21 protein-coding genes are annotated in these 24693 nt (G+C 66.0%); 13 read left to right on the forward strand and 8 right to left on the reverse strand.

Annotation, left to right across the window (positions count from 1 at the left end):
• Positions 1–15 precede the first annotated feature (15 nt).
• The gene (locus tag ACREE8_RS18540) at positions 16–999 is read right to left on the reverse strand and encodes a hypothetical protein (protein WP_431574487.1); all 984 of its coding nucleotides are present in this window, start codon (positions 997–999) and stop codon (positions 16–18) included.
• A 318-nt stretch (positions 1000–1317) separates the two neighbouring features.
• Between ACREE8_RS18540 and ACREE8_RS18545 the strand changes: the two genes are divergently transcribed.
• The 5 genes from ACREE8_RS18545 to ACREE8_RS18565 all read left to right on the forward strand — a co-directional run bounded on the left by ACREE8_RS18545 (position 1318) and on the right by ACREE8_RS18565 (position 7084).
• Positions 1318–2256: a DMT family transporter gene (locus tag ACREE8_RS18545; protein WP_431574488.1), complete on the forward strand. Its 939-nt coding sequence runs from the start codon at positions 1318–1320 to the stop codon at positions 2254–2256.
• Positions 2253–3185 carry a DMT family transporter gene (locus tag ACREE8_RS18550; protein WP_431574489.1) on the forward strand — a complete coding sequence of 311 codons (933 nt, stop codon included), beginning with the start codon at positions 2253–2255 and terminating at the stop codon, positions 3183–3185. Before ACREE8_RS18545 ends, ACREE8_RS18550 begins: the two co-directional genes overlap by 4 nt.
• Before the next feature lie 34 nt (positions 3186–3219).
• Positions 3220–4152 carry an ornithine cyclodeaminase family protein gene (locus tag ACREE8_RS18555; protein WP_431574490.1) on the forward strand — a complete coding sequence of 311 codons (933 nt, stop codon included), beginning with the start codon at positions 3220–3222 and terminating at the stop codon, positions 4150–4152.
• A gap of 241 nt (positions 4153–4393) precedes the next feature.
• Positions 4394–5725 carry a flavin monoamine oxidase family protein gene (locus tag ACREE8_RS18560; RefSeq protein ID WP_431574491.1) on the forward strand — a complete coding sequence of 444 codons (1332 nt, stop codon included), beginning with the start codon at positions 4394–4396 and terminating at the stop codon, positions 5723–5725.
• A 36-nt stretch (positions 5726–5761) separates the two neighbouring features.
• A complete protein-coding gene (locus ACREE8_RS18565) occupies positions 5762–7084 on the forward strand; it encodes a flavin monoamine oxidase family protein (RefSeq protein WP_431574492.1) in 1323 nt (440 codons plus the stop codon).
• A 3-nt stretch (positions 7085–7087) separates the two neighbouring features.
• On the opposite strand, the gene ACREE8_RS18570 is transcribed toward ACREE8_RS18565, so the two are convergent.
• The 3 genes from ACREE8_RS18570 to ACREE8_RS18580 form a co-directional block, all read right to left on the reverse strand.
• A complete protein-coding gene (locus ACREE8_RS18570) occupies positions 7088–8245 on the reverse strand; it encodes an MFS transporter (RefSeq protein ID WP_431574493.1) in 1158 nt (385 codons plus the stop codon).
• A gap of 154 nt (positions 8246–8399) precedes the next feature.
• Positions 8400–9122 carry a hypothetical protein gene (locus ACREE8_RS18575; protein WP_431574494.1) on the reverse strand — a complete coding sequence of 241 codons (723 nt, stop codon included), beginning with the start codon at positions 9120–9122 and terminating at the stop codon, positions 8400–8402.
• Entirely contained in the window at positions 9085–9615 is a 531-nt protein-coding gene (locus ACREE8_RS18580; protein ID WP_431574495.1) for a DUF488 family protein, read from the reverse strand. Before ACREE8_RS18580 ends, ACREE8_RS18575 begins: the two co-directional genes overlap by 38 nt.
• 243 nt (positions 9616–9858) lie before the next feature.
• On the opposite strand from ACREE8_RS18580, the gene ACREE8_RS18585 reads away from it, so the two are divergent.
• From ACREE8_RS18585 to ACREE8_RS18620, 8 genes are all read left to right on the forward strand, one after another.
• A complete protein-coding gene (locus tag ACREE8_RS18585; protein ID WP_431574496.1) occupies positions 9859–11256 on the forward strand; it encodes an amidase in 1398 nt (465 codons plus the stop codon).
• 100 nt (positions 11257–11356) lie between these two features.
• Entirely contained in the window at positions 11357–11740 is a 384-nt protein-coding gene (locus ACREE8_RS18590; protein ID WP_431574497.1) for a DUF983 domain-containing protein, read from the forward strand.
• Between the two features lie 346 nt (positions 11741–12086).
• Positions 12087–13232, forward strand: a complete 1146-nt coding sequence (locus tag ACREE8_RS18595) for an extracellular solute-binding protein (RefSeq protein ID WP_431574498.1) — start codon at positions 12087–12089, stop codon at positions 13230–13232.
• A 111-nt stretch (positions 13233–13343) separates the two neighbouring features.
• Positions 13344–14429, forward strand: coding sequence for an ABC transporter ATP-binding protein (locus ACREE8_RS18600; protein WP_431574499.1), 1086 nt, complete (start codon positions 13344–13346; stop codon positions 14427–14429).
• Complete coding sequence (locus tag ACREE8_RS18605) at positions 14422–16158, forward strand: ABC transporter permease subunit (protein WP_431574500.1); 1737 nt, start codon at positions 14422–14424, stop codon at positions 16156–16158. Before ACREE8_RS18600 ends, ACREE8_RS18605 begins: the two co-directional genes overlap by 8 nt.
• 48 nt (positions 16159–16206) lie before the next feature.
• Complete coding sequence (locus ACREE8_RS18610; RefSeq protein ID WP_431574501.1) at positions 16207–17919, forward strand: phytoene desaturase family protein; 1713 nt, start codon at positions 16207–16209, stop codon at positions 17917–17919.
• Between the two features lie 52 nt (positions 17920–17971).
• A complete protein-coding gene (locus ACREE8_RS18615; protein WP_431574502.1) occupies positions 17972–19036 on the forward strand; it encodes an aldose epimerase family protein in 1065 nt (354 codons plus the stop codon).
• Positions 19037–19070: 34 nt separating this feature from the next.
• Positions 19071–19835, forward strand: a complete 765-nt coding sequence (locus ACREE8_RS18620) for an SDR family NAD(P)-dependent oxidoreductase (protein WP_431574503.1) — start codon at positions 19071–19073, stop codon at positions 19833–19835.
• A 93-nt stretch (positions 19836–19928) separates the two neighbouring features.
• On the opposite strand, the gene ACREE8_RS18625 is transcribed toward ACREE8_RS18620, so the two are convergent.
• Genes ACREE8_RS18625 through ACREE8_RS18640 form a run of 4 tightly spaced genes read right to left on the reverse strand, consistent with a single transcriptional unit; the run spans position 19929 to position 24635 of the window.
• Positions 19929–21119, reverse strand: a complete 1191-nt coding sequence (locus ACREE8_RS18625) for a cupin domain-containing protein (protein WP_431574504.1) — start codon at positions 21117–21119, stop codon at positions 19929–19931.
• A gap of 8 nt (positions 21120–21127) precedes the next feature.
• Positions 21128–22153, reverse strand: coding sequence for a zinc-binding dehydrogenase (locus ACREE8_RS18630; RefSeq protein WP_431574505.1), 1026 nt, complete (start codon positions 22151–22153; stop codon positions 21128–21130).
• The gene (locus tag ACREE8_RS18635; RefSeq protein ID WP_431574506.1) at positions 22153–23409 is read right to left on the reverse strand and encodes a beta-ketoacyl-ACP synthase; all 1257 of its coding nucleotides are present in this window, start codon (positions 23407–23409) and stop codon (positions 22153–22155) included. Before ACREE8_RS18635 ends, ACREE8_RS18630 begins: the two co-directional genes overlap by 1 nt.
• Before the next feature lie 20 nt (positions 23410–23429).
• Positions 23430–24635 carry a beta-ketoacyl-ACP synthase gene (locus ACREE8_RS18640; RefSeq protein WP_431574507.1) on the reverse strand — a complete coding sequence of 402 codons (1206 nt, stop codon included), beginning with the start codon at positions 24633–24635 and terminating at the stop codon, positions 23430–23432.
• Between the last annotated feature and the right edge of the window lie 58 nt (positions 24636–24693).

Below are 24693 nucleotides of genomic sequence, written 5' to 3' on the forward strand. Positions count from 1 at the left end.
CCCTATCCTTCCCTCTCAAGGGAGAAGGGATGACATTGCAGTCGTTGCTTCTGAGCTACTCGCCACTCCCGCCTCGTCGCGCAGCGCCTTGGCCTGCGCCTTGCCTTGGTTGAACTCGGCGCGACGGCGCTCGATCTCCTCGGGCGTCAGGCGCTCGATGTTGCAGTAATCGAGCTTCCAGTCGGGATCCTCGCTCCAGCGCAGCGGCGACTGCACGGTCGTCCGCGGCGCCGGCGCCTGTTCGAGCAATGACAGCGCCAGATCGAGCGTGAAGGCTTGCGAGTCCGGGTCGTTCGGCCGGCCGGCGGCGTTGCCGAGCGGAAAGTCGGAGAAGAGGAAGCGCGGCACGCCGATATATTCGACGATGTCCTTGGCGCAGCCCATCAGCACCGTGACGATGCCGCTCTCCTCCAGCGCCCGCGCCGCGAGGCTGAGGCTCTGATGGCAGACCGGGCAGTTCGGCACCAGGATCGCAGCATCGACGCCGTCGGCCCGGCAGCGCCTGACGAGCTCGGGGCAATCCGCCTCGAGCGTGGTGCGATGGCTGCGGTTGGTGGGCGCACCATGGAAACGCGGCGCCAGCGCGCCGACATCGCCCGCGGCCACGGCACGGCGCAATTGCGCCAGCGGAAAATAGGTCGCCATGTCCTCGCCGGTCGTGTGCAGGCGGTCGATCGCCACATGCGAGATCCGTAGATCGGGATCGCGCGCCGTATCGCCGGAATAGACCGAGTAGAATTTCGCCGCCGCGTTATAGGGCGCGCCCGCGCGCTGATCGCCCTTGCCCGGCTGGAACGGCGCCGCCGTGGTGACGATCGCGACCCGGCATTGGGTCAGTGGCTTCAGCAGCGGCTGGAACGGCACCTCGGCATAGTGCGCCCATTGATAGGGCGCGCCATATCCCAGCGCCTGATAATAGTCGCGGATGCGCTGCAGATAGGGGATCGGCACATCCTGCGACGGCGCGAACCCGAACCCCTGCCCTCGCTCGCCCACCATGCCCCGAGACTCCCGTGAATGAATTCCGCCGCCGATTGTACTGCCACAGGAAGATGAGTGCACGGTCCCTTCCCCCGAAAATCCTCGCCCCGCATCAGCGGGAAGAGGGACGCGGAGGGTTAGCGGCGGCGCAGCCGACGCTTACCCGTAGCTGGGTGAGGGACTTGCCCGCAAGAAAGGGCAACCCTTCTCGACATCGCGTTGGCTTGGCCTCCCCCTCACCTGCACCTCTCCCCCTCCAAGAGGAGGGGGAGAGGAAAGAGAAAGGGGCACCGCAACAGATGCATCCGCCTGCCGAAATGCGCTAGGTTCCCGCCCATGACCGCATCCGCTGAATCGACCCCGCGCGAGCGTCTGCTCGCGGGACTGGGGCTCCTTGTGACATCGCTCTGCTGGGGCTCGATGGTGCCGACCACGGCCAATCTGCTGGCCGCGGTCGACCCCTTCTTCCTCGCCGCCTCGCGCTATCTGATCGCGGTGCCTTCGCTCGCGATCGCGGTGCTCGTCAGCGAGCGTGGCCGGCGATGGCCCGCTTTTCTGCCCTGGGGCCATATCTTCCTGCTCGGCGCCTTCGGCATGGGCGGCTGGGCCACCTGTCTCACGCTCGGCGTCTATTACTCCGATCCCATCACCGCGACCGCGATCTCGGCGGTGAGCCCGGTGCTGGCGGCCCTGCTGGCCCGGATCTTCGACCATCGCCCGCTCACCATCGCCGTCTATCTCGGCATGGCGCTCGCGGTCGTCGGTGGCCTCATCGTCGCCCTCTTCAAGCCGGGCCAGGTGCTGGCGCTCGGGTTCCGCGGCGGCGAGCTCATCATCCTGTTCGGGCTCTGCCTCTGGACGCTCTACTCGATCAAGGCGCAGCATTGGCTGGCGCCGCTGGGGCTGAGCCAGCTTCGTGTGACGCTGCTGACGGCGAGTGCCGCCGCGGTCGGGCTCTGGCTCATCTTCTTCGTCGGAATCCTCGTTGGCTATGCCGATCCGCCGACCGAGATCCCCACGCCCCACACGCTGGTCGAGCTGCTCTGGCTCGGGATCGGTCCGACGGCGCTGGGTGTCGTGTTCTGGAATTACGGCATCTCCCGGCTCGGCGTGGCGATCTCGGCGCTCTATACCAACCTGGCGCCGGCGATCTCGGTGGCTTTGGCAGTGCTGCTGCTGGGCGCCGAGACCACGGCGATGCAGATCGTCGGCGGGATCATCGTGCTCGCGGGCGTGATCTGGATGCAGCTCTACGGATTGAAGGTCACGCGATGACGGCCACTCCCCTCTCGGCCGGGCGTCCGCGCAACCTCAAGGCCAGCTTCGGCGTGCTGGGTGCCGCCTTCATCTGGGGCTCGATGGTGCCGCTGACGAGTCTCGCCGTCACGACGCTCGATCCCTATTACCTCTCCGCCATCCGTTACAGCCTGTCGGTGCCGGCCTTGGGCATCATCGCCTGGATCGCTGCCGGACGCTTCCCGCTCCGGCGGCATCTGCCCTGGGGCCGGATCGTGCCGCTGGGCACCATCGGCATGGGCCTCTTCGTGCTCTTCTTCACGCTCGGCGTGAAATACTCCGATCCGATCACCGTGGCCGCGATGTTTTCGGGCGCGCCGATCGTCTCGGCGGTGATGATGCGGGTGCTGGAGGGCGAGCGTCTGGCGCCGCGACTGCCCTTCGCGATCCTGCTTGCGGTCGGCGGCGGCATGCTGGTGGCGTTCGGCAAGCCGCAAAGCGTCGCCTCGCAGGGCTTTCGCGGCGGCGAGATCCTGGTCCTGGCCGCGATGCTCGTCTGGGCCTGGTATTCGGTCAAATCCCAGCGGTGGCTTGCCGTCCACGGCTTGACCCAGCCGGAGATCTCCTTACTGACCATCCTGGCCGCCGCGGCCTTTCTTTGGCTGGCCTTCCTGGTCGGATGGGCCACCGGCTTCGCCCAGGCGCCCACGCATGTCGTGTCGCCGCTCGAATGGCTCAATATCCTCTGGCTCGGGCTCGCCTGCACCGGCTCGGCGGTGCTGCTGTGGAACTATGGCGTCAGCCGGCTCGGCGTCACCGTGGCAACCCTTCAGCTCAATCTCGAGCCGGTCTTCGCCGTGCTGATCGGCGTCGCGCTGGGCGCCCAGGCCGGCTGGCTGCAGCTCGTCGGCGGCATCGTCGTGCTGAGCGGCGTTCTCTGGGTGCAGATGGCCCCCAGGAAGGCGTAATTTTTCAAGGCTTCATCTTCGAACGGATTCCGACATGCGCCATTTCGATGCCGACGCCGCCCACCGCCTGCTGGATTATCGCGGCCTCGTCGAGGGCTTGCGCGATATGTATAAGCGCGGCGTCGATGTGACCGAGCGCAAGGTGCTGCATCAGAAGCTCCCGGACGGCAGCCAGAACGACTGGCTGATCCTTCCCGCCTGGCAGTTCGGCCGGCATCAGGGCATCAAGCTGGTCAGCGTCTTTCCCGGCAACGACAAGAAGGGCCTCGCCTCGATCCTCGGGCTTTATGTGCTGTTCGATGGCGAGACCGGCGCGCCGATCCTCACCATCGACGGCGCCGCCCTCACCTTGCGCAAGACCGTCTGCAACTCGGCGCTCGCGGTCGATTTCTGCGCGCGGAAAGACGCCTCGAAGCTGCTGGTGATGGGCGCCGGCAATCTGGCGCCCCATGTGGTGGCGGCGCATGCGTCGGTGCGGCCGATCACGGAAGCGAGGATCTGGAACCGCACGCCGGAGAAGGCGGTGGCGCTGGCAGCCCGGCTGTCGCGGCCGGGTCTCGCGGTCTCGGCCGCACCCGATCTGGAGACCGCGGTGCGTTGGGCCGATATCGTCACCGGCGTCACCATGACCAAGCAGCCTTTGCTCAAGGGCGCCTGGCTCAGGCCCGGCCAGCATCTCGATCTCATCGGCGCCTTCCGGCCCGACATGCGCGAGGCCGACGACGAGGCGGTCACGCGGTCGCGCCTCTTCATCGATGCCCGCTTCAGCGTGCTCGACGAATGCGGCGACATCTCCCAGCCGCTCGATGCCGGCCTCATCAGGGAGGCCGACATCGCCGACCTGTTCCAGCTCTCCCGCGGCGAACGCCCCGGCCGGCAGCGCGACGACGAGATCACCTTGTTCAAGTCGGGTGGTGGCGGGCATGAGGATCTGGCAACGGCGCAGTATCTGTTGAGCAAGGTTTGATAGAGCGCCGTGGTCTGATTCAAAATTTGCGCGATCGACGATCTTGAGCGCCGCTCTTTCTTGAAGCAACCCCTCCCACTACCCCCTCCCGCAAGGGGAGGGGGCATGTTTGGTGTGGTGCTCGCTCGAAGCTTAGAAGTAGAGCGAAGCGATCACATCAACTTAGGGGGTAGGGGGAGGGGTGATCCACACGCATGTGTGCAGATAGACCTCACGTCTTTCCCACGATAACATTCCTATTATGCAGCACCCTCTCTCCCCGTCCCTCACCCGCCGCGCCGTCCTCGGTGGACTCGCGGCGCTTGCCCTCCCCTTCCCGCGCGCCTTCGCGCAAGATCCCGACGTCGTCATCATCGGCGCTGGCGCCGCCGGGCTGGCGGCGGCGCGCACGCTGATCGACAAGGGGCGCTCGGTCGTGGTGATCGAGGCGCGCGATCGGATCGGCGGGCGGGCCTGGACCGACAACACGAGCTTCGCCGGCATCCCCTTCGATCACGGCTGCTCCTGGCTTCATACCTCGAACAAGAATCCCTGGACGCCGATCGCCAAGGACTGGAACTACAGTCTCGAGAACCATGACAACGCCGACGAGACGGTCTTCGTCGGCAATCGCCATGCGAATGACGGCGAGCTCACGGCCTATGGCCGCGCCTGGGACAAGCTCCGCGGCGCGATCTCGGCTGCGGGCCGTGCCGGCAAGGATGTCAGCGCCGCCTCGGTCAGCCCGCGCAGTGAATCCTGGATCTGGGTCGCGGAGTCCTGGACCGGCCCGATGTCCATGGGCAAGGATCTCGAGGATTTTTCCTGCAAGGACTGGTGGAACCTCGCCGATGACGATCCCAACCTGATGATCAAGGAGGGCTTCGGCACGCTGGTCGCGCGCTACGGCCAGGAGATCCCGGTCAAGCTCTCGACACCGGCCAAGCGGGTCCAGTGGAGCGGTTCCGGTGTCACCGTCGAGACCGATGCCGGCACCATCAAGGCCAAGATCTGCATCGTCACGGTGCCGCTGGGCGTGCTCGCGGCCGAGAAGATCGCTTTCGACCCGCCGCTGCCCGACTGGAAGAAGGACGCGATCGCCGGCCTGCCGATGGGACTTCTCGCCAAGGCGCCGCTGCAGTTCGACGGGGAGACCTTCGGGCTGCCGAAGAACAGCTGGCTCACCTACAAGGCGGACTCGACCGAGGCCTGCTTCTTCCTGGTGCGGCCCTTCGGCTTCGACATGATGATCGGCTTCCTCGGCGGCAAATGCGCCTGGGACCTGACGAAGCAGGGCGACGCCGCCGGCGTCGATTTCGCCAAGGAGAAGCTGCGCGCCATGCTGGGTTCCGACATGGACAAGCATTTCCTCCGCGGCGGCTTCACCGGCTGGGGCCGCGACCCCTGGAGCCTCGGCTCCTACGCCTCGGCCAAGCCCGGTTCCTATCCGGCGCGTGCCGCCATGCGCAAGCCGGTCGAGAACCGCCTCTTCTTCGCCGGCGAAGCCTGCGCCGGCGAGTTCGCCGAAACCTGCGGCGGCGCCATGCGCAGCGGCCTCGAGACCGCGGCCACGGTGGAGACGCTGCTGGGGTAATCCCCTCCTGTCATGCGAGGACTTGCCATGCTCCCCATGACCTCACTGTCACTGACCCGTCGCGCCGTTCTGGGCGGCCTGGCGGCGTTGGCTTTGCCCTTCCCGCGCGCCTTCGCGCAGGAGCCCGATGTCGTCATCATCGGCGCCGGCGCCGCGGGGCTTGCGGCAGCAAGAACGCTCATCGACAAGGGGCGCTCGGTCGTGGTGATCGAGGCGCGCGACCGGATCGGCGGGCGCGCCTGGACCGATGTCTCCACCTTCGGCGGGATTCCCTTCGATCATGGTTGTTCCTGGCTCCATGCCTCGAACCAGAATCCCTGGACGCCCTTCGCGAAGGAATGGAAATTCTCGCTGCTCAAGACCGACGATGCGGAGGAGACCGTCTTTGTCGGCGATCGGCGGGCGGACGACAGCGAGCTGACGGCCTATGGCCAGGCCTATAGCAGCCTGCGGGGCGCCATCAGCGGTGCCGGGCGTACCGGCCAGGATGTGAGCGCCGCCTCAGTCAGTCCGCGCTCCTTGCCTTGGATCTGGGTTGCCGAGTCCTGGATCGGCCCCATGTCGATGGGCAAGGATCTCGAGGATTTCTCCTGCAAGGACTGGTGGAATCGCTCCGGCCATTGGCCCAATCTGATGATCAAGGAGGGCTTCGGCACACTGGTGGCGCGCTACGGCCAGGAGATCCCGGTCAAGCTCTCGACGCCGGTCAAGCGCGTCCAGTGGAGCGGTTCCGGTGTCACCGTCGAGACCGATGCCGGCAGCATCAAGGCCAAGATCGCCATCGTCACGGTGCCGATGGGTGTGCTGGCTGCCGAGAAGATCGCCTTCGATCCGCCCCTGCCCGACCGGAAGAAAGAGGCGATCGCGGGCCTGCCGATGGGACTGTTCGCCAAGGCGCCGCTGCAGTTCGACGGCGAGACCTTCGGGCTTCCGGACAACAGCTGGCTCACCTACAAGGCAGGGTCGACCGAAGCCTGCTTCTTCCTGGTGCGGCCGTTCGGGCTCGACCTCATGATCGGATTCCTCGGTGGCAAATGCGCCTGGAACCTGACCGAGGCCGGCGACGCGGCGGCGATCGATTTCGCCAAGGAGAAGTTGCGCGGCATGCTGGGGGCCGGCATGGACAAGCATTTCCTGCGCGGCGCCTTCACGGGATGGGGCCGCGATCCGTGGAGCATCGGATCCTACGCGTCGAGCAAACCCGGCTCCTACGAGGCGCGCACGGCGATCCGCGAACCCGTCGGGGACCGGCTCTTCTTTGCGGGCGAAGCCTGCGCTGGCGCCTTTGCAGGAACCTGCGGCGGCGCCATGCGCAACGGCATGGACAGCGCCGAAGCGATCGACAAGCTGCTGGGCTAACCCCTAGCCCCGCATCATCGCGCGGCGGATCAGCCCGAACAGCAGGAACGCCGCCGAGACGGCGGCGATCATCACCGGCAGACCCAAGGCGCCGAAGCGGTCCATCGAGATTCCGGCGGCGGGCGGACCGCCCAGGCTGCCGACCTGATAGGCCATGATGAAGAGCGCGTTGGCGCCGGCGAGCTCATGGGCCGGGAAACGATCGCCCATGAGGGCGAGCGCCGCGGTATAGACCCCGAACACCACGCCGCCCCAGATGAAAATCAGCGGCCAGAGCAGCAGCGGCTCGCTCGCCGTCAGGGGCAGCAGGAGGGCCCCGGCGCCTGTCACCGCCGAGCAGAGCAGCAGCGTGCCGCGCCGGCTCCAGTGATCGGCGAGCCAGCCGACCGGCCATTGCATCAGGAGACTCCCGGCGGCGAAGACCGAGATCAGCCTTGCAGCTTCAGCCTGCGAGAATCCTTCCGCAACGCCCCACACCGGAAGCAAGGCCATCACCGCCATGTCGACGGCCCCGCCGGCCGCCGCGCCCACCAGCACGGTGGGGGCATGTTTGAGGGCGGTCCAGGGATGCAGCGGGCTCTGCCGCGAGAAATCGGGCGAGAGCCCGCGCGCGAAGAGCAGGGGCAGTGCCGTCAGCGAGGTCGCGCCCATGATGAAGAGGTAGGGCCAGAAGCCGTCGATCCCGATGGCGGAAATGATGAAGGGCCCGACCATCATGCCCGACGCGATCACGGTCGCGTAGACGGCCATGATGCGGCCCCGCGTCTCGGGCCGGGCCACCATGTTGAGCCAGGATTCGCTCGTCATCCAGCCGATGGCGCCGAGGAAGCCCGCGAGAAAGCGCCAGCCATACCAGGTCCAGGGATCGGTCAGGTAATAGAGCGGCGTCAGCAGCGTGAAGCCCACCGCTGCCAGCAGCAAGGTCCGCAGCGCGCCCAGGCGCCGCACGACCAGGGGCGCCACCGATCCGAAGCAGATCACCGAGATCGGGAACATGGCGGCGTTGAGGCCGATCAGCCCCGCATCGAAGCCGCGCCGCTCCAGCTGCAGCGAGATCAGCGGCAGCAGCGAGGCCATCGACATGCCGGCTCCGAATCCGGCCGAGATGATCGCGGCAAGGCTGCGCCGGCGCCGGCGTTCCGTGAGGGCAATGGCGGTCATGGCTGGAAGGCGAATCCCCCGAGTGAGGCGGCGCACTCTAGCGGGGGAAAAGAAGAAGAGCTAGCGCGGTTGGCTCTGCACCATGCGAGTGGTCGGAGAAGAGCAATCATCGGAGTCGAGCCAGCCATTCATGCGGGCCCGAAAAATCCCGTCCTCACAGTGCCATTGGCAATTGAGTCGTTTCGTCGACCCGGAGTACGCCGACGAGAAGCCACACGTCCGGGTACCGCGAGTGAGTGCCCATGGCGAACACCATTCCCTTTTGGGGATACTCCTTCTCGAAAGTCTTCTTCATCAAATCCAGTGTCTTCAATTCGCCATACTGCTCGGAAAAACGGCGAAACATCGCCGCCGTCTCCCAGTCGTCGCACGTCGATACATGTGAGCCGCCGTCGCTATCCTGATAGCCGAACTTGAATGCGTAGGGACATGGCTCGAGGGCCGCGAGTGCTGCATCAAAGAAAGAACCCTGCTTTGCAGCTTCCTGGTAGGCGGCTCGCTCGTTTTCGATTTCTTTGGCATTCTTCTTCTTTGCTGCAAACGCCACGTTACAGGGACGTATGAGCGCAAGCGTCTGACCTTTAGCGGCAGCGGCCCCGGTAGACGAAACGATTACTGGCGCCAACAACGATGAACGCTCTTTTGTGCTCACACTCCCCACAACACGAATTGTATCTTCCTGAACGCGGCGGCTTTCCGATCTCTTGTCATCTTTTGGTGCGCGAAACTCGTATTCGATGATGTCCCAGCGAAAAAATTTTTGCTGGAGGCGGCGGAAATGAATCGGGAACTGACGACGCCACTCACCATGCTTGGTTATGCCAGCGCAGCAGACTGTTTCACCGTGCTTCATGCCGGCGTGTGGAAGAGCCTTCACGAGTACTACCACTCGTTCGCTCTGCCGTTCTGCTCCCCGAGGCGATGCCATTCCTCACACCAAGATGCTTTATCTGAATAGTAATAATAGCAGAAATCTTCTCCGCAACCAACTTCCGATGGCAGAAATTTGGGTCGCGTTCGTAACACATGAGGCAAGCTCCACCAGGACCAATGAGGTCGACAGCGGTAGCAATGTCGGCCCGAGCCATTGGGCTCTCTAAATGCCGCGTGAAGATCTTGATGAAGGCCGGCATGTCGTTTGCTCTCGCAGCCAACCGACCCTCCTTTGGATCTCCGAGACCCTTCAAATGCACATAGTTTAAGCCTGCATTATCAAGCGCTGACGAAAGTGCCTTTTTCGCAAAGCCCTGACGTCTTGATATCGGCAACTCTCGAACGTCGATCAGAGTATGAACTTTGGCCTTCTGAAGAGTGGCGATGAAGTCCTCCAACGACGATGCTTCGTAACCGATCGTGGAAAGTACCGTCATCGCACATCCTCCTAAATTTGACTCACACCTAATGCACCAGGAAGCACGCTGCGCTAGCCTGATTGCATCGCCAGCAACCACACTTGGTATACATTCTAGCACGTTTCACATCCGATTCGGCATCGCACCCTTCGTGCTATCCGCGAGCCAGATCGCGAGCGGGTGGCTCAGCCGCTCGACAATCCCCACTCCGCGTGAGAGGAATCTCTCCAGCTCTCTCAATTCTCCAAGGAGCCTCTCATCATGACCACCGACCCCGCCCTCCTCTCCGCCACCGAGCTGCTCTCGCTCTATCGCGCCAAGAAGCTCTCGCCGGTCGAGGCGACGAAGGCGGCACTCGATCGCATCCGCAAGCATGACGGGCGTTTCAACGCCTTCTGCCTCGTGGACGAGGACGGCGCGCTCAAATCGGCGAAGGCTTCCGAGGCGCGCTGGCAGAAGGGCCAGCCGCAGGGGCTGGTCGATGGCGTCACCGCGACGGTCAAGGATCTGCTCCTCACCAAGGGCTGGCCCACCTTGCGCGGCAGCAAGGTGGTTTCCCGCGACCAGGCCTGGGACGAGGACGCGCCCTGCGTGGCGCGGCTCCGGGAAGAGGGCGCGGTGCTGCTCGGCAAGACCACCACGCCCGAATTCGGCTGGAAGGGCGTGACCGACAGCTTGCTCACCGGCGTCACGCGCAATCCCTGGAACACCGAGCGCACGCCCGGCGGCTCCTCCGGCGGCGCGGCGGTCGCGGCCGCCTGCGGCATGGGCGCGCTCAATCTCGGCACCGATGGCGGCGGCTCGATCCGCATCCCGGCGAGCTTCACCGGCATCTTCGGGCTGAAGCAGACCTATGGCCGCGTGCCGGCGCATCCTTTGAGCCCCTTCGGTACCGTTGCTCATGTCGGGCCGATGACGCGAACCGTCGCCGACGCCGCATTGATGCTGAATGTGCTGGCGAAGCCCGACGAGCGCGACTGGTATGCGCTGCCCTATGACGGTACCGATTTCACCAAGGACATCGATTCCGGCGTCAAGGGCCTGAAGATCGCCTGGAGCGCCACGCTCGGCGACAACCGCGTCGATCCCGAGGTGGCCGCGATCGCCGCCAGGGCCGTGCGCGTCTTCGCCGACGAGCTCGGCGCCACGCTCGAGGAGACCGACCTGAAATTCGAGAATGTCGGCGACGTGTTCGTGAAGCATTGGTTCCCGGGGGCCGCCAACGCACTCCGCGCCTTCACGCCGGAACAGCGCAAGCAGATGGATCCGGGTCTGGTCGAGGTCGCCGAGGCCGGCGCCGGCATGAGCCTGATGGACTATCTGGCCGCGGTGAAGACGCGCGAGGCCTTCGGCGTGATGATGAATCGTTTCCACAAGCGCTACGATCTGCTGCTGACGCCGATGATGCCGCTGCCGGCCTTCCAGGCCGGCGTCGAGGTCCCGCCGGAGGATGAGGGTGGACGCTGGACCGACTGGTCGCCCTTCAGCTACCCGTTCAACCTGACCCAGCAGCCGGCAGCCTCGGCCCCTTGCGGATTCACCAAGAACGGCCTCCCGGTGGGCCTCCACATCGTGGGCGCGCGCTACGCGGAAAGCCTGGTTTTGCGCGCCGCGTGGGCCTTCGAACGGGCGCGACCTTTCGTCATGCCGAGCTTGTAGGAACCTGCCCTAAACTCCATCTGACCGACGACCGTCACGCCCCTTTTTCTCGAAGGCGATCATGACATCAGGCCTGTTGGAGCCTCTGGTTGAACCTGCTGTGAAGAATCCCACGGGGCGCTGGAGCCATATGCCGGCGGCCAGCTTCGGGACCGCGCTCAAGCGCGGCCTCCTGCGGCGCTGCCCGCGCTGCGGCCAGGGATCGCTGTTCAAGGGCTATCTCTCGATGGCGGATCACTGCTCGAACTGCGAGCTCGCCTTCGAGCCTTACCGCTCCGACGACGTGCCGGCCTATTTCACCATCCTGATCGTCGGCCATATCGTCGTCCCGGGTCTCCTCGCCATGGAGAAGATCGCGCATCCGGCCGAATGGGTGCAGATGGCGGTCTGGCTTCCGGTCACGCTGTTCGGCACGCTGGCGCTGCTGCCCTTCATCAAGGGCGCTGTCATTGGCGCCATCTGGCGCTCGAAGCAGGACAAATAGCGCGCCACCCCCGGCCCGGCGAGCCTGACGGCTCGCCCTTCGCCCCCTTCGCCTCGACATCACCGCCTATGCAACGACCCCACACTCCCCGCGGGGTTGCTGACGCACGCTTGTCATATGACAAGCCCCCACCATCCAGAGTGCGGAATGAATCCCCCGGCCGATTGACAGCGGGCGAGGCCGATGGCAGCCTGTTGGTATAATAAAACGCTGTTTGGTAATACCGAACAAACATCGCGGCCAAAAAGACCCGACCAGGGCGCCGGCCGCACGAGGGAACGCTTTCAACGAACAAACAATCGCGGCGCCATGTCCGGCGACCGCCTTGAGGCAAGGGAGAAGAAACATGCCGAGGAGTTTGACCGACGCGCGTAACAAGACCCTCCGCCCGACCGCCGGTTCCCGGATCGGTCGCCGTTCCTTTCTGAAGACCTCTGCGGCCATCACCGGCGGCGCCTTCGTGGCCAGCCGGCTCGGCACGGCCCGTGCCGCCGCCAAGGAACTCACCATCTTCACCTGGGAGACCTATCACGACGATCCGTGGATCGCGGAATACACCGCGAAGACCGGCGTGAAGGTCAATGTCGTGCGGACCGGCTCGGTGGACGAGATGTTTGCCCAGACCAGCTCCGGCGCCGTGCAGGCCGACATCATCTATTTCGACACCAGCTCGGTGCCGCGCTACGTCAATGCGGGCCTGATCGCGCCGCTGGACGATTCGAAACTCAAGAACACCGGCAACATCACCAAGCAGCTCGACTATCACAAGCTGCTGACGGTGGACGGCAAGCTCTGGGGCGTCCCCTATAACTGGGGCACGCAGCCGCTGATGTTCAATTCGGAGCAGGTGTCGCCGGCTCCCGACAGCTGGGGCGCGCTATGGGATGCAAAATACAAGGGCAAGGTCAACATGTTCGACGATGCCTTCATCACCTTCCCGATGATCGCGCTCTATGCCGGCGCCAAGAACGCCTATCAGCTGACCGACGAGGATTTCGAGAATTGTCGCAAGGTGCTGCGCGATCTGCGCCCGCAGGTCCGCACCATCGCCCGCGGTTTCGACGACGCGCAGACCATCTATGCGGCCGGCGATGCCGTGATCGGCTATTGCCAGAACATCTCGATCGTCATGAACCTGAAGGCGAAGAACCTGCCCTTCGCCTACTCCTTCCCGAAGGAAGGCACGCCCACCTGGATCGACTGCGCGATCCTCTCCAAGGCCGGCGCCGAGAAACAGGAAGCCTACGACTTCATCGACGCCAATCTCGACCGTGCCTGGCAGGCCCGCTTCATCACGGCCTCGATCAATAACGGCATCCTGTCGGCGGCGGAGGCGAAGGCGGCCGGCATTCCGGAGGACGTGCTGACGAAGACCAATATCATCGATCAGGACGAAGCTGGCTTCTGGGACAAGATGTCGGTCCTGCAGCCGCCGGAGGATATCGACAAGCGCGTCGAGATCTGGAACGAGTTCAAGGCTGGCACCCTCTGATCGCTCTCGCCTCGGCAGGCGCTGCACCGCTAGTCTAAGGCTGGTGCCGCGCCGCCTCCCGCGGTTCAGCGCATGCTTGACGGCCTGTCCCACCCTCCGCAGCGGGGACCCATGACGATCCAGGTGAGCGACCGGGACGCCATCGTCCGCCTTTCCGGCGTGTCGAAGTCCTATCCCAACCAATCGACGCCGGCGCTCTATCCGGTGGATCTCGATATCCGCCAGGGCGAGTTCTTCTCGCTGCTGGGCCCGAGCGGCTCGGGCAAGACCACGACCTTGCGGCTGATCGCCGGCTTCGAGACGCCCGATACCGGCCGCGTCATCCTCGACGGCAGCGACGTCACGTCATTGCCGCCCTTCAAGCGCAATGTCCGAACCGTGTTCCAGAGCTATGCGCTGTTCCCGCATATGAGCGTGCAGGAGAATGTCGCCTATCCGCTGCGCATGGCGGGCTCCGGCAAAGGCGACACCGTCGCCCCGGTGAAGGCCGCGCTCGAGCTCGTTGAAATGGGCGGCTTCGCGGGGCGGCTGCCGCACCAGCTTTCGGGTGGCCAGAAACAGCGCGTGGCCCTCGCCCGCGCCCTGGTGGCGCGACCCAAGGTGCTGCTGCTGGACGAGCCGCTGGGCGCCCTCGATCTCCAGCTGCGCCAGCAGATGCAGACGGCGCTCCGCCAGCTGCAGCGCGAGATCGGCATCACCTTCGTCTATGTGACGCATGACCAGGGCGAAGCCCTCTCCATGTCCGACCGCCTCGCGGTCATGGACAAGGGCAAGATCCAGCAGCTGGGCCCGCCCGAGGACGTCTATTACCGCCCGCATAACCGCTTCGTCGCGAATTTCATCGGCAAGGCCAATCTGGTCGATTGCCGGATCGAGCGCGACGGCGCCGGCTGGACCGCGATCAATGGTCCCTTCCGCGTCCGGCTCGAAGGCGAGCAGAAACCGGAATCGGCCACGATCGCCATCCGCTACGAATCCCTGATCCACGGACCGGCCGCGTCGGGCGACGGACTCAACCGGCTGAACGGCACGGTCGAGCATGTGATGTTCCTCGGCGACGGCCGCGAGATCCAGTTTGCGGTCGGCGGTGTCAAGCTCACCACCCGCGTCACCTCGCAGCGCGACCGCACGGTTCGCCCCGGCGACCCGATCGAATGCGCGGTCCGCAGCGGCGACATCGTGGTCCTCCATGACTGACGCCGCCCTCCCCTTGCGACGCCTGCCCGCCTTCAGCCTCGCGCGCTGGGCGATGGTGCTGCCGATCTATCTCTGGGTGGCGCTGCTGGTGGCCGTGCCCAACCTCTTCATGATCGTCTACAGCTTCTGGCAGGCGAAGAGCGGCGCGATCCTCCATAACTGGAATCTCGCCAACTATGCCAAGGTCGCGATCTCGCCGACCTACCAGTTCCTGATCGGCAAGACCATTGGCGTGGCGTTACTGGCGGCTTTGATCGCGGCCCTCATCGCCTATCCGATGGCCTTCTTCGTCACCCGCTATATCCGGCGCAACAAACTGACCGCCGTGCTGCTGGTCGTCATTCCGCTCTGGGTCAGCCTGCTGGTGCGGGTCTTCGCCTGGCGCATCATCCTGGGTGAATCCGGCCTGCTCAATTCCTTCCTGGTGAACACCGGCATCCTGAGCGAGCCGTCGACGGCGCTGCTCTACACGCCCTTCACGGTGTTCCTGACCTTGACCTATGTCTGCATCCCGTTCGTCTTCGTCACCTCCTACACCGCGCTCGAGCGGATCCCGCGGAGCCTGATCGAGGCCTCGGCGGATTCCGGCGCCAGCGGCTGGCGCAGCTTCTGGACCGTGATCTGGCCGCTCTCGCGCCAGGGCGCGGCGCTGGGGTTCATGCTGGCCTTCCTGGTCGCTGTCGGCGACTACATCACGCCCTCCATGGTGGGCGGCCTCGACGGCACCATGCTCGGCATGGTGATCGCCGCCCAGTTCGGCCTGGTCGGCAATTGGCCGCTGGGGGCGGCCATGTCGATCACGCTCATGGTGGTCGTCACGGTCGTGCTGATCGTCATCGCGAGCCTCAGCCGCAGCCGCGGCGTGCTGGAGTCCGGCGAAACCGGCATGACGGTCGAGGCCGGCCATCGCAAGCATCTCTCGCCCGCGGGAAGGCTGGGGCACGCGATGGCCTGGGTCGCCTTCGTGATTCCCTACGTCATCCTCTATGCGCCGTTGCTGATCATCGCGCTCTTCTCCTTCAACGATTCCACCATCCAGACCCTGCCGCTCGCGGGCTTCACCACCAAATGGTATGCGGCGCTGTGGGGCGACCAGGCGCTCTGGACCGCCCTGCAGCGGACCTGGGTCGTGGCCTTCAGCGCGGTCACCATCGGCGCCGTGGTCGGCACCGGCTTCGCGCTCGCCTTCCATTATCTGACGATTCCCGGCAGCGCCCTGCTGCAGTCGATCCTGGCGCTGCCGGTGGCGCTGCCGGGCGTGGTGCTGGGCGTCTCGCTCGCGATCGGCTTCCGCGCCTTCGGCATCCCGCCCGGCATCGTGCGGGTGGTCCTCGGTCATGCCTCCTTCGTGATGCCGGTGGTGATGCTGGTGGTGCTGGCGCGGTTGCAGCGGCTCGATCCCTCTTACGCGCATGCCTCGATGGATCTGGGCGCGAACCGCCGGCGGACCTTCATCCATGTGATCTTCCCGCTGTTACGCAGCGCCCTCATCGGCGGCGCGCTGCTGGGATTCACGCTGTCGGTCGACGAGGTCATCGTCACGCTGTTCCTGACCGGCGTCACGCCGACCCTGCCGATCCATATCTGGAACCAGATGCGCTTCGGCTTCACCCCCAGCGTCAACGCGATCTTCACCTGCATCGGCGCCGCCTCGCTGATCCTGATCTTGAGCGCGGCCCGCATCCTCAGGGGCGACATCACCGGCGGTCTCGCCGGCGGCAAACGATAGCCGGCGGAAGATCACATCCGGCAAAGCGACAGGCGAAGGAAACGGATCATGACCAAGTCCTATGATGTGGCGGTCGTCGGCGGAGGCCATAACGGGCTGGTGGCGGCCAACTATCTGGCCCGCGCGGGCCTCAAGACCGTCGTCCTCGAAGCGCGGCCGGTCGTCGGCGGCGCCTGCGTCAGCGAGGAATTGATCCCCGGTGCTACCTGGTCCTCCTGCGCCTTCGTCCAGGGCATGCTGCGGCCCGAGATCATCGCCGAGCTCGAGCTGGCGAAGCATGGGCTGCGCTCGATCTCGCCGCCGGTGCAGGGTCTCGCGCTCTGGGAGGATGGCGATCATGTCATGCTCTGGCAGGACGCCGACCGCAGCCTCAAATCGATCGAGCGGCACAACAAGCGCGACGCGCAAGGCTTCTTCCGTTTCGCCACGCGGCTGAAGCGCTTCGGCGACATCACCCGGCCCTGGCTGCTGCGCGAGCCGCCGAGCCGCTCCGAGGTGCTCGCCGCCTTCGAGGAGGCCGGCGAGCTCGAGCTTCTGAACGAATTCGTGCTGATGTCGGCCGGCGACCTTCTGGGCCGTTACATCGAATCGCCGCGGCTGCGCGGCTATATGATGTTCCTCGGCATGGTCTCGACCTGGGGCGGTCCCTCCACGCCCGGCACGTCCTATGTTTATGGCTATCACGCGCAGGGCGAGTTCGAGGGTGTGTTCGGGCGCTGGGCGCTGCCGGTCGGCGGCATGGGCGCCATCACCCAGGCGCTCGCGGCCAGCGCCAGGGCCCATGGCGCCGAGATCCGCACCGGCTCACCGGTCGAGCAGATCCTGGTCAAGGGCAACAAGACCGCCGGTGTCGTCCTCAGGAACGGCGAGGAGATCGCCGCCAAGACCGTGGTCTCGGGCGCCGATCCCAAGCGCACGCTGGGTAAGCTGGTGGGCCGCGCCCATCTGCCGGAAAAGCTGGCCGACATGGTCGAGCGTCATGACCAGCGCGGCTCGATGGCCCGCATCCAGCTCCTCATCGACGAGCTGCCGCATTATGTGGGATTCCCCGTCGGCCCCGGTGCGCATCACCAGGGCCATGCCATCCTGGGGGCCACGCCGGAGAAGTACGAGCTCGCCTGGGAAGCGCAGCGCCGCGGCGTCATCATCGACGATTACGTGATCGAGGCGCTGATCCACTCGACCGTCGATCCAAGCGTGGCACCCAAGGGCCAGCACACGCTGGTGCTGGGCGTGCAACAGCTGCCCTATCACCTGGCCACCGGCACCTGGGACGACGTCAAGGAGGCCTGGACCGACAAGGTGATCGACGGGCTCTGCAAGTTCGCACCCAATCTGCGCAATCACATCCTGGCGCGCCACACCATCACGCCGCTCGACCTCGAGCGCGAATACAACCTCACCGGCGGCAATATCTTCCAGGGCTCGATGGTGGGCCTCGACCATCTGTTCGATTCGCGGCCCTTCCCGGGCCTCGGCCATTACCGCATGCCGATCGAGGGTCTCTATCTCTGCGGCGCCGGGACCCATCCGGGCGGCGGCGTCACCGGTGCGCCGGGGCACAATGCCGCCCATGCGGTCATCGCCGATCTCAAGGGCGAAGGGCGGGAGAAGCCGGGCGCGAAGAAGGCCGCCGGCAAGGCCGGCATGGTCGACCGCATCCTCGACACCTCGGTCGGCCAGAATCTCGGCTACAAGATCGCCAAGAGCCGCACGCTTCGGGCACTTACCGGCAAGGCCGCGAAGGTCAAGAAAGACTGATCCGGACTGATTTCAAACACCCGCCATCGGCCAGGGCGGCAAGGAGGACAGCGTGACGATCACCCGCGAGAATTTCGGCGCCGTCGGCGGCCGTGAGGTCCATCGCTATACATTGACCAATCGCGCCGGACTGACCGCGCGCTTCATCAGCTATGGCGCGACCCTGACCGAGCTCCACACGCCCGATCGCCAGGGCCGCATGGGCGATATCGTGCTGGGTTTCGACAAGCTCGAGGGCTATCTCGCGACCGACACCTATTTCGGCGCGACCTGTGGGCGCTATGGCAACCGCATCACCAAGGGCCGTTTCGCGCTCGACGGCAAACCCTACCAGTTGAGCCTGAACGAACCGCCGAACCATCTTCATGGCGGGCTCAAGGGCTATGACAAGGTCGTCTGGAACGGCGCCATCGAAGGCGACGGCAAGACCCTGACCTTCACCCACCGCTCGCCCGACGGCGACGAGGGCTACCCCGGCAATCTCGACATCCGCACCTCGTTCCAGCTCACCGATGCCAACGAGCTGTCGATCGACATGTCGGCCAAGACCGACAAGCCGACGCTCGCCAACCTGGTCCATCACAGCTACTTCAATCTGGGTGGCCACGGCTCCGGCAATGTGCTGAAGCAGGAGCTCAAGGTTCATTCCGATTTCTATACGCCGATCGACGGCGAGCTGATGACCACCGGCGAGATCCTGTCGGTCAAAGGCACGGCCTACGACTTCACCAGCTTCAAGGCGATCGGCCGTGACATCGGCAAGATCGAGAATTTCGGCGGAGGGCGCGTCAGCGAAGCCGGCGGCGGCTATGATCACAACCTGGTCCTGGCGGGCGTGCAGGGACAGATGCGCCTCGTGGTCGAGGCGCGCGACCCGGCCTCGGGCCGCGCCTTCGATCTCGAGACGACCGAGCCCGGCGTGCAGTTCTATACCGGCGGCTATCTGAGCGAGGCGGTCGTGGGCAAGGGCGGCACCAAATACTGCAAATATGGCGGCTTCACCCTGGAGACGCAGAAATATCCGGACTCGCCGAACTTCCCCTTCTTCCCGCAGGCCCGCCTCGACCCCGGCCAGACCTATCATCACCGCATGAAGTTCCGCTTCCACACGGTCTGAGCGTCACGCGCCGGACCGGACAAGGAGGGTAACGATGAGCACCGCGAGCGGCACCGGCCTTTCCGGCAAACGCGTGCTGATCACTGGCGGCTCCTCGGGCATCGGACTCGCCACGGCGAAGCTCTTTGCGCGCGAAGGCGCGCGGGTGGCGATCATGGGACGCCGGGCCGAGACGCTCCGTGCGGCGGCAACCGCTTGCGGCCAGGATGTTCTGGCCATTCCCGCCGACGTGGCCGATGCGCGCCAGGCAGCGGAGGCCGTCAGGACCGCGATCGCCGCCTTCGGCGGCCTCGACATTCTCGTCAATGCCGCGGGGATCGTCATGCCGTCGACCCTGGCCGAGCTGACGCCCGAGCGTTGGTGTGCGGTCATCGACGTCAATCTCTCCGGCACCTTCTATATGGCGCGCGAGGCGGGCCTTCATATGCGCGAGGCCGGCGGCGGCACCATCGTCAATGTCGGCTCGGAGCTCTCCTCGATCGGCATGCCGATGTTTGCCGATTACTGCGCCTCGAAGTTCGGCGTGATCGGCCTGACCAAGGCCCTGGCGCTCGAGCTGGCGCCCCAGGTCACCGTCAACGCGATCGCCCCCGGCCCGGTCGACACGCCGATGATGGCGGGCGAGCTGGCTCTGGCCGCCGACCCGGTGGCGGCGCTTGCCGAGGCGAAGCAGCGCGTGCCGCTGCGGCGGTTCGCGACCGCCGACGAGGTCGCCGCCAGCATCCGCTATCTGGCGGTCGAAGCGCGCTATGCGACCGGCAGCGTGCTTGCGCTCGATGGCGGGACGACGGCGGGATGAGTTCTTCTTTCCTCTCCCCTCACTTCGTGGGTGGAGAGGAAAGATAACGGAGAATGTGGGCTCGCTGCCGCGGCGCGAGAGTGCAGTCCGGCCCTATTTCTTACGCCGGTCCTGGATCGCGTAGAACTTCCTGATCGGCGCCAATGTTTCCCAGGTGCCCTTGAAGCCCGCCGGGATCATGAAGGCCTCACCCTTCTTGAAGGTCTTGCTCTGGCCGTTCGCGGCCGTGAGCTTCACCTTGCCCGCGAGCAGATAGATGAACTCCTCTTCGCCGTAATCGACCGCCCATTTGCCTTTGGTTGCGGTCCAGATACCGGAGACGAAGCTGCCGGTCGCATCGGTGTAGAAGTTCTGTGTCGTGGTCTTCGGCTTGCCGCTGATCGGCGCCGCGATCGTCGCCTTGTCGATCTTGGGTCCCTTGCCGCCGATCTTCACCGGCAGGACGGCCTTGGCTGAAACTTTACGCGCCATCGTCACTTTCCTCGTTTTGTTGGGTTTGGATGTCTGGGCTGCCGCCAGCGGCTTCCGCGCCCGCCAGCGGCCCGGGCGATGTTCGCCCTTGTCGAGCACCACGGTCATGGCGCGCCAGTTCTCGACGAAATGATCGGCCTGCTGGCGGCCGAGAAGCTCGGTCACGCGCGGATGGAGCTCACCCGCCAGCAATTGATGCTCGCGATGGGCCTCGGTGCGGTACCAGCCGCCATCCTCCTCGACTGTCACCTTGTCGAAGCCCAGTTTCTTCAGGACGCGCTTATGGAAGGACGGCGTCTCCATCGCATAGGTGAGGCCTTCCACCTTGTAGAAATAGCGCATGTCGTCGCTGATCGGGCCTGGCCCCTTCATCCAGTCATAGACCGCGAACCAGCCGCCGGGCTTCAGCACGCGCCGGACTTCCGTGAACATCGCCTCCTTGGCGGCAATCTGGGTGAAGGCGCCCGAGCTGTAGACCAGGTCGAAGCTCTCGTCGGCGAAGGGCAGCGGACCGGGCTTGGTCAGCTTGAAGCTGACGCGGTCCGAGACGCCATTCGCCGCCACCAGCTTGCGGGCGCGCTCGATCACCGGCGCCTCGATATCCAGCCCCACGACCTTGGCGCCCATCTGCGCCAGCACGATATCCGGTCCGCCCAGGCCCGAGCCGATGTCGAGCACGCGCTTGCCCTTGAGATCGAGCCCCGCGACCGTGTCCCGCACCAGGTCCGGCCCGCCCGGCGCCATGAAGCCCTGCCCCCAGATCAGCTCCAGGAAGGTCACCAGATTGTCGCTGTATTCCCCCGTCTCGCTCATGAAGCCCCCTACTCCACCCGCATCACGATCTTCCCGAACACGTCGCGGTTCTTCAGCCGCTCGATCCCCTGCGCCATGTCGGCGAAGCCGATCTCGCTGTCGATCACCGGGCGCAGGCCCGCCGCCATCTTGTCGAGGCCTTCGCGCAGATTGCGGAAGCTGGCACCGAAGGAGGCGGTGATCCGCAGCTGCTGCTGGAAGAGATGGGCGAGATTGGTCTCGGCGGTCATGCCGCTGGTCGAGCCGCAGGTGACGAGCCGGCCGCCCTTGGCCAATGACAGCAGGCTGCCGGCCCAGGTGGCGGGCCCGACATGCTCGAACACCACATCGACGCCGCGCTTGCCCGTCAGGCGGCGCGCGACGCTCTCGAAGCGCTCGGTCGCGTAGTTCACCACATGATCGGCGCCGAGCCCCTTCATCTTCTCGAGCTTGGCGTCGCTGCCCGCGGTCGCGATCACCGTGGCGCCGGCCTGCTTCGCCATCAGGATCGCGGTCGAGCCGACGCCGGAGCCGCCGGCATGGATCAGGATCCACTCGCCGCGCTCGAGCTTCGCATTGTCGAACAGCATATGCTGCACGGTCGCGAAGGTGAGCGGCGCGCAGGCCGCGTCGCTCCAACTGACCGCCGCCGGCAGCTTGAAGGCGTTCGTGCCGGGAATGTTGAGCCGCTCGCGCGCCATGCCATCGACATGGAAGCCCATGATGCCGGCGACATTCTCGCAGAGATTCTCGCGCAAAGAACGGCAGGCCTTGCATCGCCCGCAGACCAGCCCGGCATAGAGCGCCACGCGGTCGCCGTTCTGGAAACCGATCACGCCGGGGCCGCGTCCCACCACCTCGCCGACGCCCTCGACGCCGGCCACGATCGGCAGGCTGCGCTTGACGAAGGCCATGCCGCGCGCGCCCCAGAGATCGATATGGTTCAGCGCCACGCGGCGCATCGCGACCTGAAGCTCGCCCTTGCCCGGCGGCGGCGGCTCCGGCAGATCGACCGGCTCGAGCCGGTCCTCCTCGATCAGCGAGAGCGCGCGCATCAGGCCGCGTCGAGGCCGAGCACGAGGCTCGTGTTCTGGCCGCCAAAGCCGAAGGAGTTGGAGAGGATGCGCCCGACCTTGGCGGCGCGCGCCTGGTTGGGCACGACGTCGAGCGGAATCGCCGGATCGGGTTCGCGGTAATTGATGGTCGGCGGCAAGCGCTGGTCGCGCATCGTCATTATGGCGAAGGCCGCCTCGATCAGTCCCGCCGCTGTCAGGGTATGGCCGATCATCGATTTGTTCGAGCTGACCGGAATCGAGGCCATGCGGTCGCCGAAGACCGCCTGCATTCCCATCGTCTCCATCTTGTCGTTCTCGGGCGTGCCGGTGCCATGCGCATTGACATAGTCGATCGCCTCGGGCCGGAGCCCGGCATCGGCCAGCGCGTTCCTCATGCAGCGGATGATCGGCGCGCCATCAGGGCTCGAGCGGGTGCGATGGAAATTGTCGGCGGCCTCGCCGCAGCCCAGCACGTAACCCAGAATCCTGGCGCCTCGCGCCCGCGCGGCCTCGGCATCCTCGAGCACGAAGGCAGCAGCGCCTTCGGCCATGACGAAGCCGTCGCGATTCTTCGAGAAGGGCTTCGCGGCCTTCGCCGGGTCCTCGCCCGCGGTCGAAAGCGCGGAGAGCAGCGAGAAACGGATGATGGCCTCGGGCTGAACCGAGGCGTCGGCGCCGAGCGCCAGGGCCGCGGTCGCCTCGCCGCGCCGGATCGCCTCGACGCCGAGCTGGATGACGGTGGCGCCCGAGGCGCAGGCGGTCGAGATCGTGGCCGGCGCGCCCCGCGTGCCGAACTCCCCGGCGATATGGTCGGCGATGAAGCCGTTGAGGAAATGCTCATGCGCCTCGTTGCCGAGCTGGGTGGCGGCGGTCATCGCGCCATAGCGACCCGAATGCGCGCGCGCGGCAAAACCGCGGCGCTGCGGCCATTCATGCTCGATCGGCGGGCCCGCCAGGAACAGCGATCCTGGAAAGTCGCCTGGCCGCCCAAGGCCGCTCTGCGCCAATGCTTCGCGCGCCACGCGCCGCGCGGCCTCCAGCGTGATGCTGGGCGTGTCTTGCGATTCCGGCGCCAGGAAGTCGACGGTGCCGGCGAAATCGGTGCGCAGATTGTCGATCGGAAAGCGGCGGATGCGCTTGATCCCCGACTCGCCAGCACTCAGGCGCCGCCAGTTCTCCTCGCGGCCTTCGCCGAGCGAGGTCAGGATGCCGATGCCGGTGATCGCCACCGGCCGGGAGAATTCGCGTCGCGTCATGACCGGCCTCCTCCCGTCATTCAGGGCGCTTCCAGCAGCGCCAGGCCTTCGCCCCGGTGATGCCCCCAGCCCGTCACCAGGATCTGGGTCAGCCCCTGCACCGGGCCCGCCGTCTCGATCGGCTCGTCCGCATCCAGGGCGGCGAACAGGCGGCCCTGTTCCAGACAGGTGATAGCAAGCGCCAGATTGCCGAGGAAAGAGGCTTCCATCGCATGGCCCCAGGCGGCGGCCGTGCCGCGCACCGCAAGCCCGCCGACCGGCGGGCCCCAGCGCCGCAGCAAATCATGCTCCTCGCCGACGATCGGGCCCGAGCCGCAGGCGCCGGAGAGCAGCCCGACCTTGCCGCGCGCGAGCCGCGGCGCCACCGACGCCCATTGTTGCTCGGCAGCCGCCGCAGCCGCGCCCGGCTGGCGCCCGCTGCGGTCGGCCATCACCGAGGTCAGCCGCGCCAACGGAACACGCCCGCGCGCTTTGGCATGCTCGGGCGATTCCAGGACCAACGCCGCGCCGAGGCTGCCGAGCGCGATGCCGGCGCGGGACCGACGCCACAGCGGCTGCCAGGCCTGATCGAGCAACAGCCCGGAGGGACGATAGAGCAGCATCATGTCCCAGCGGCTGGCATTGAAGGCGCCGCTCACCAGCGCCACCTCGCTCTGGCCCGAGCGGACGCGCGCGAAGCCGTCGCGCACCGCATCGATGCCGGCGAGCTCTTCGCCCATGAAGGTCCGGCTCGAGCCGGTGACGCCATGCACGATCGAGATATTGCCGGCGATCAGGTTCGGCAGCTGCGCCAGGAACAGGGTCGGCCGCAGGTCGTTGAGCAGCCGCTCATTGAGGAAGGCACCCTGGTTGGGCGCTTGCTCGATGCCGGCGAGGATCTGCTCGTCGACCGCGAGGTCGCGCTCGCCGCCGGGACCGGCAACGACGAGATCGGTGCGCGCCAGCAGCGCCGCGTCGCCTGCGAGCCCCGCTTCCTGCAAGGCCAGCCCCGAGGCCGCGACGGCATAATGCATCAGCGACCCCATGGCGCGCTGATCGCCTTTCTTCGGAATGAATCGGTCGAGATCGAGCGCGCCGATCGGATGGACCGGGAACGGCGCGAAGCTCGTCTCGTCGATCGCGGCACGCCAGCGCGCGGGCTCACGCAGCGCCGCCGCGTGCGCCTCGCCGCCCTCGCCCAGCGCCGAGAGCAACCCCCGGCCGGTGATCCAGACGTCACGATTCATGAAAGCCCCAACAACAATCCCCTCCCCCTTGATGGGGGAGGGTTAGGGAGGGGGATGA

Source organism: Hypericibacter sp. (assembly GCF_050729195.1).
In the GTDB taxonomy this organism is placed as follows: Bacteria; Pseudomonadota; Alphaproteobacteria; order Dongiales; family Dongiaceae; genus Hypericibacter.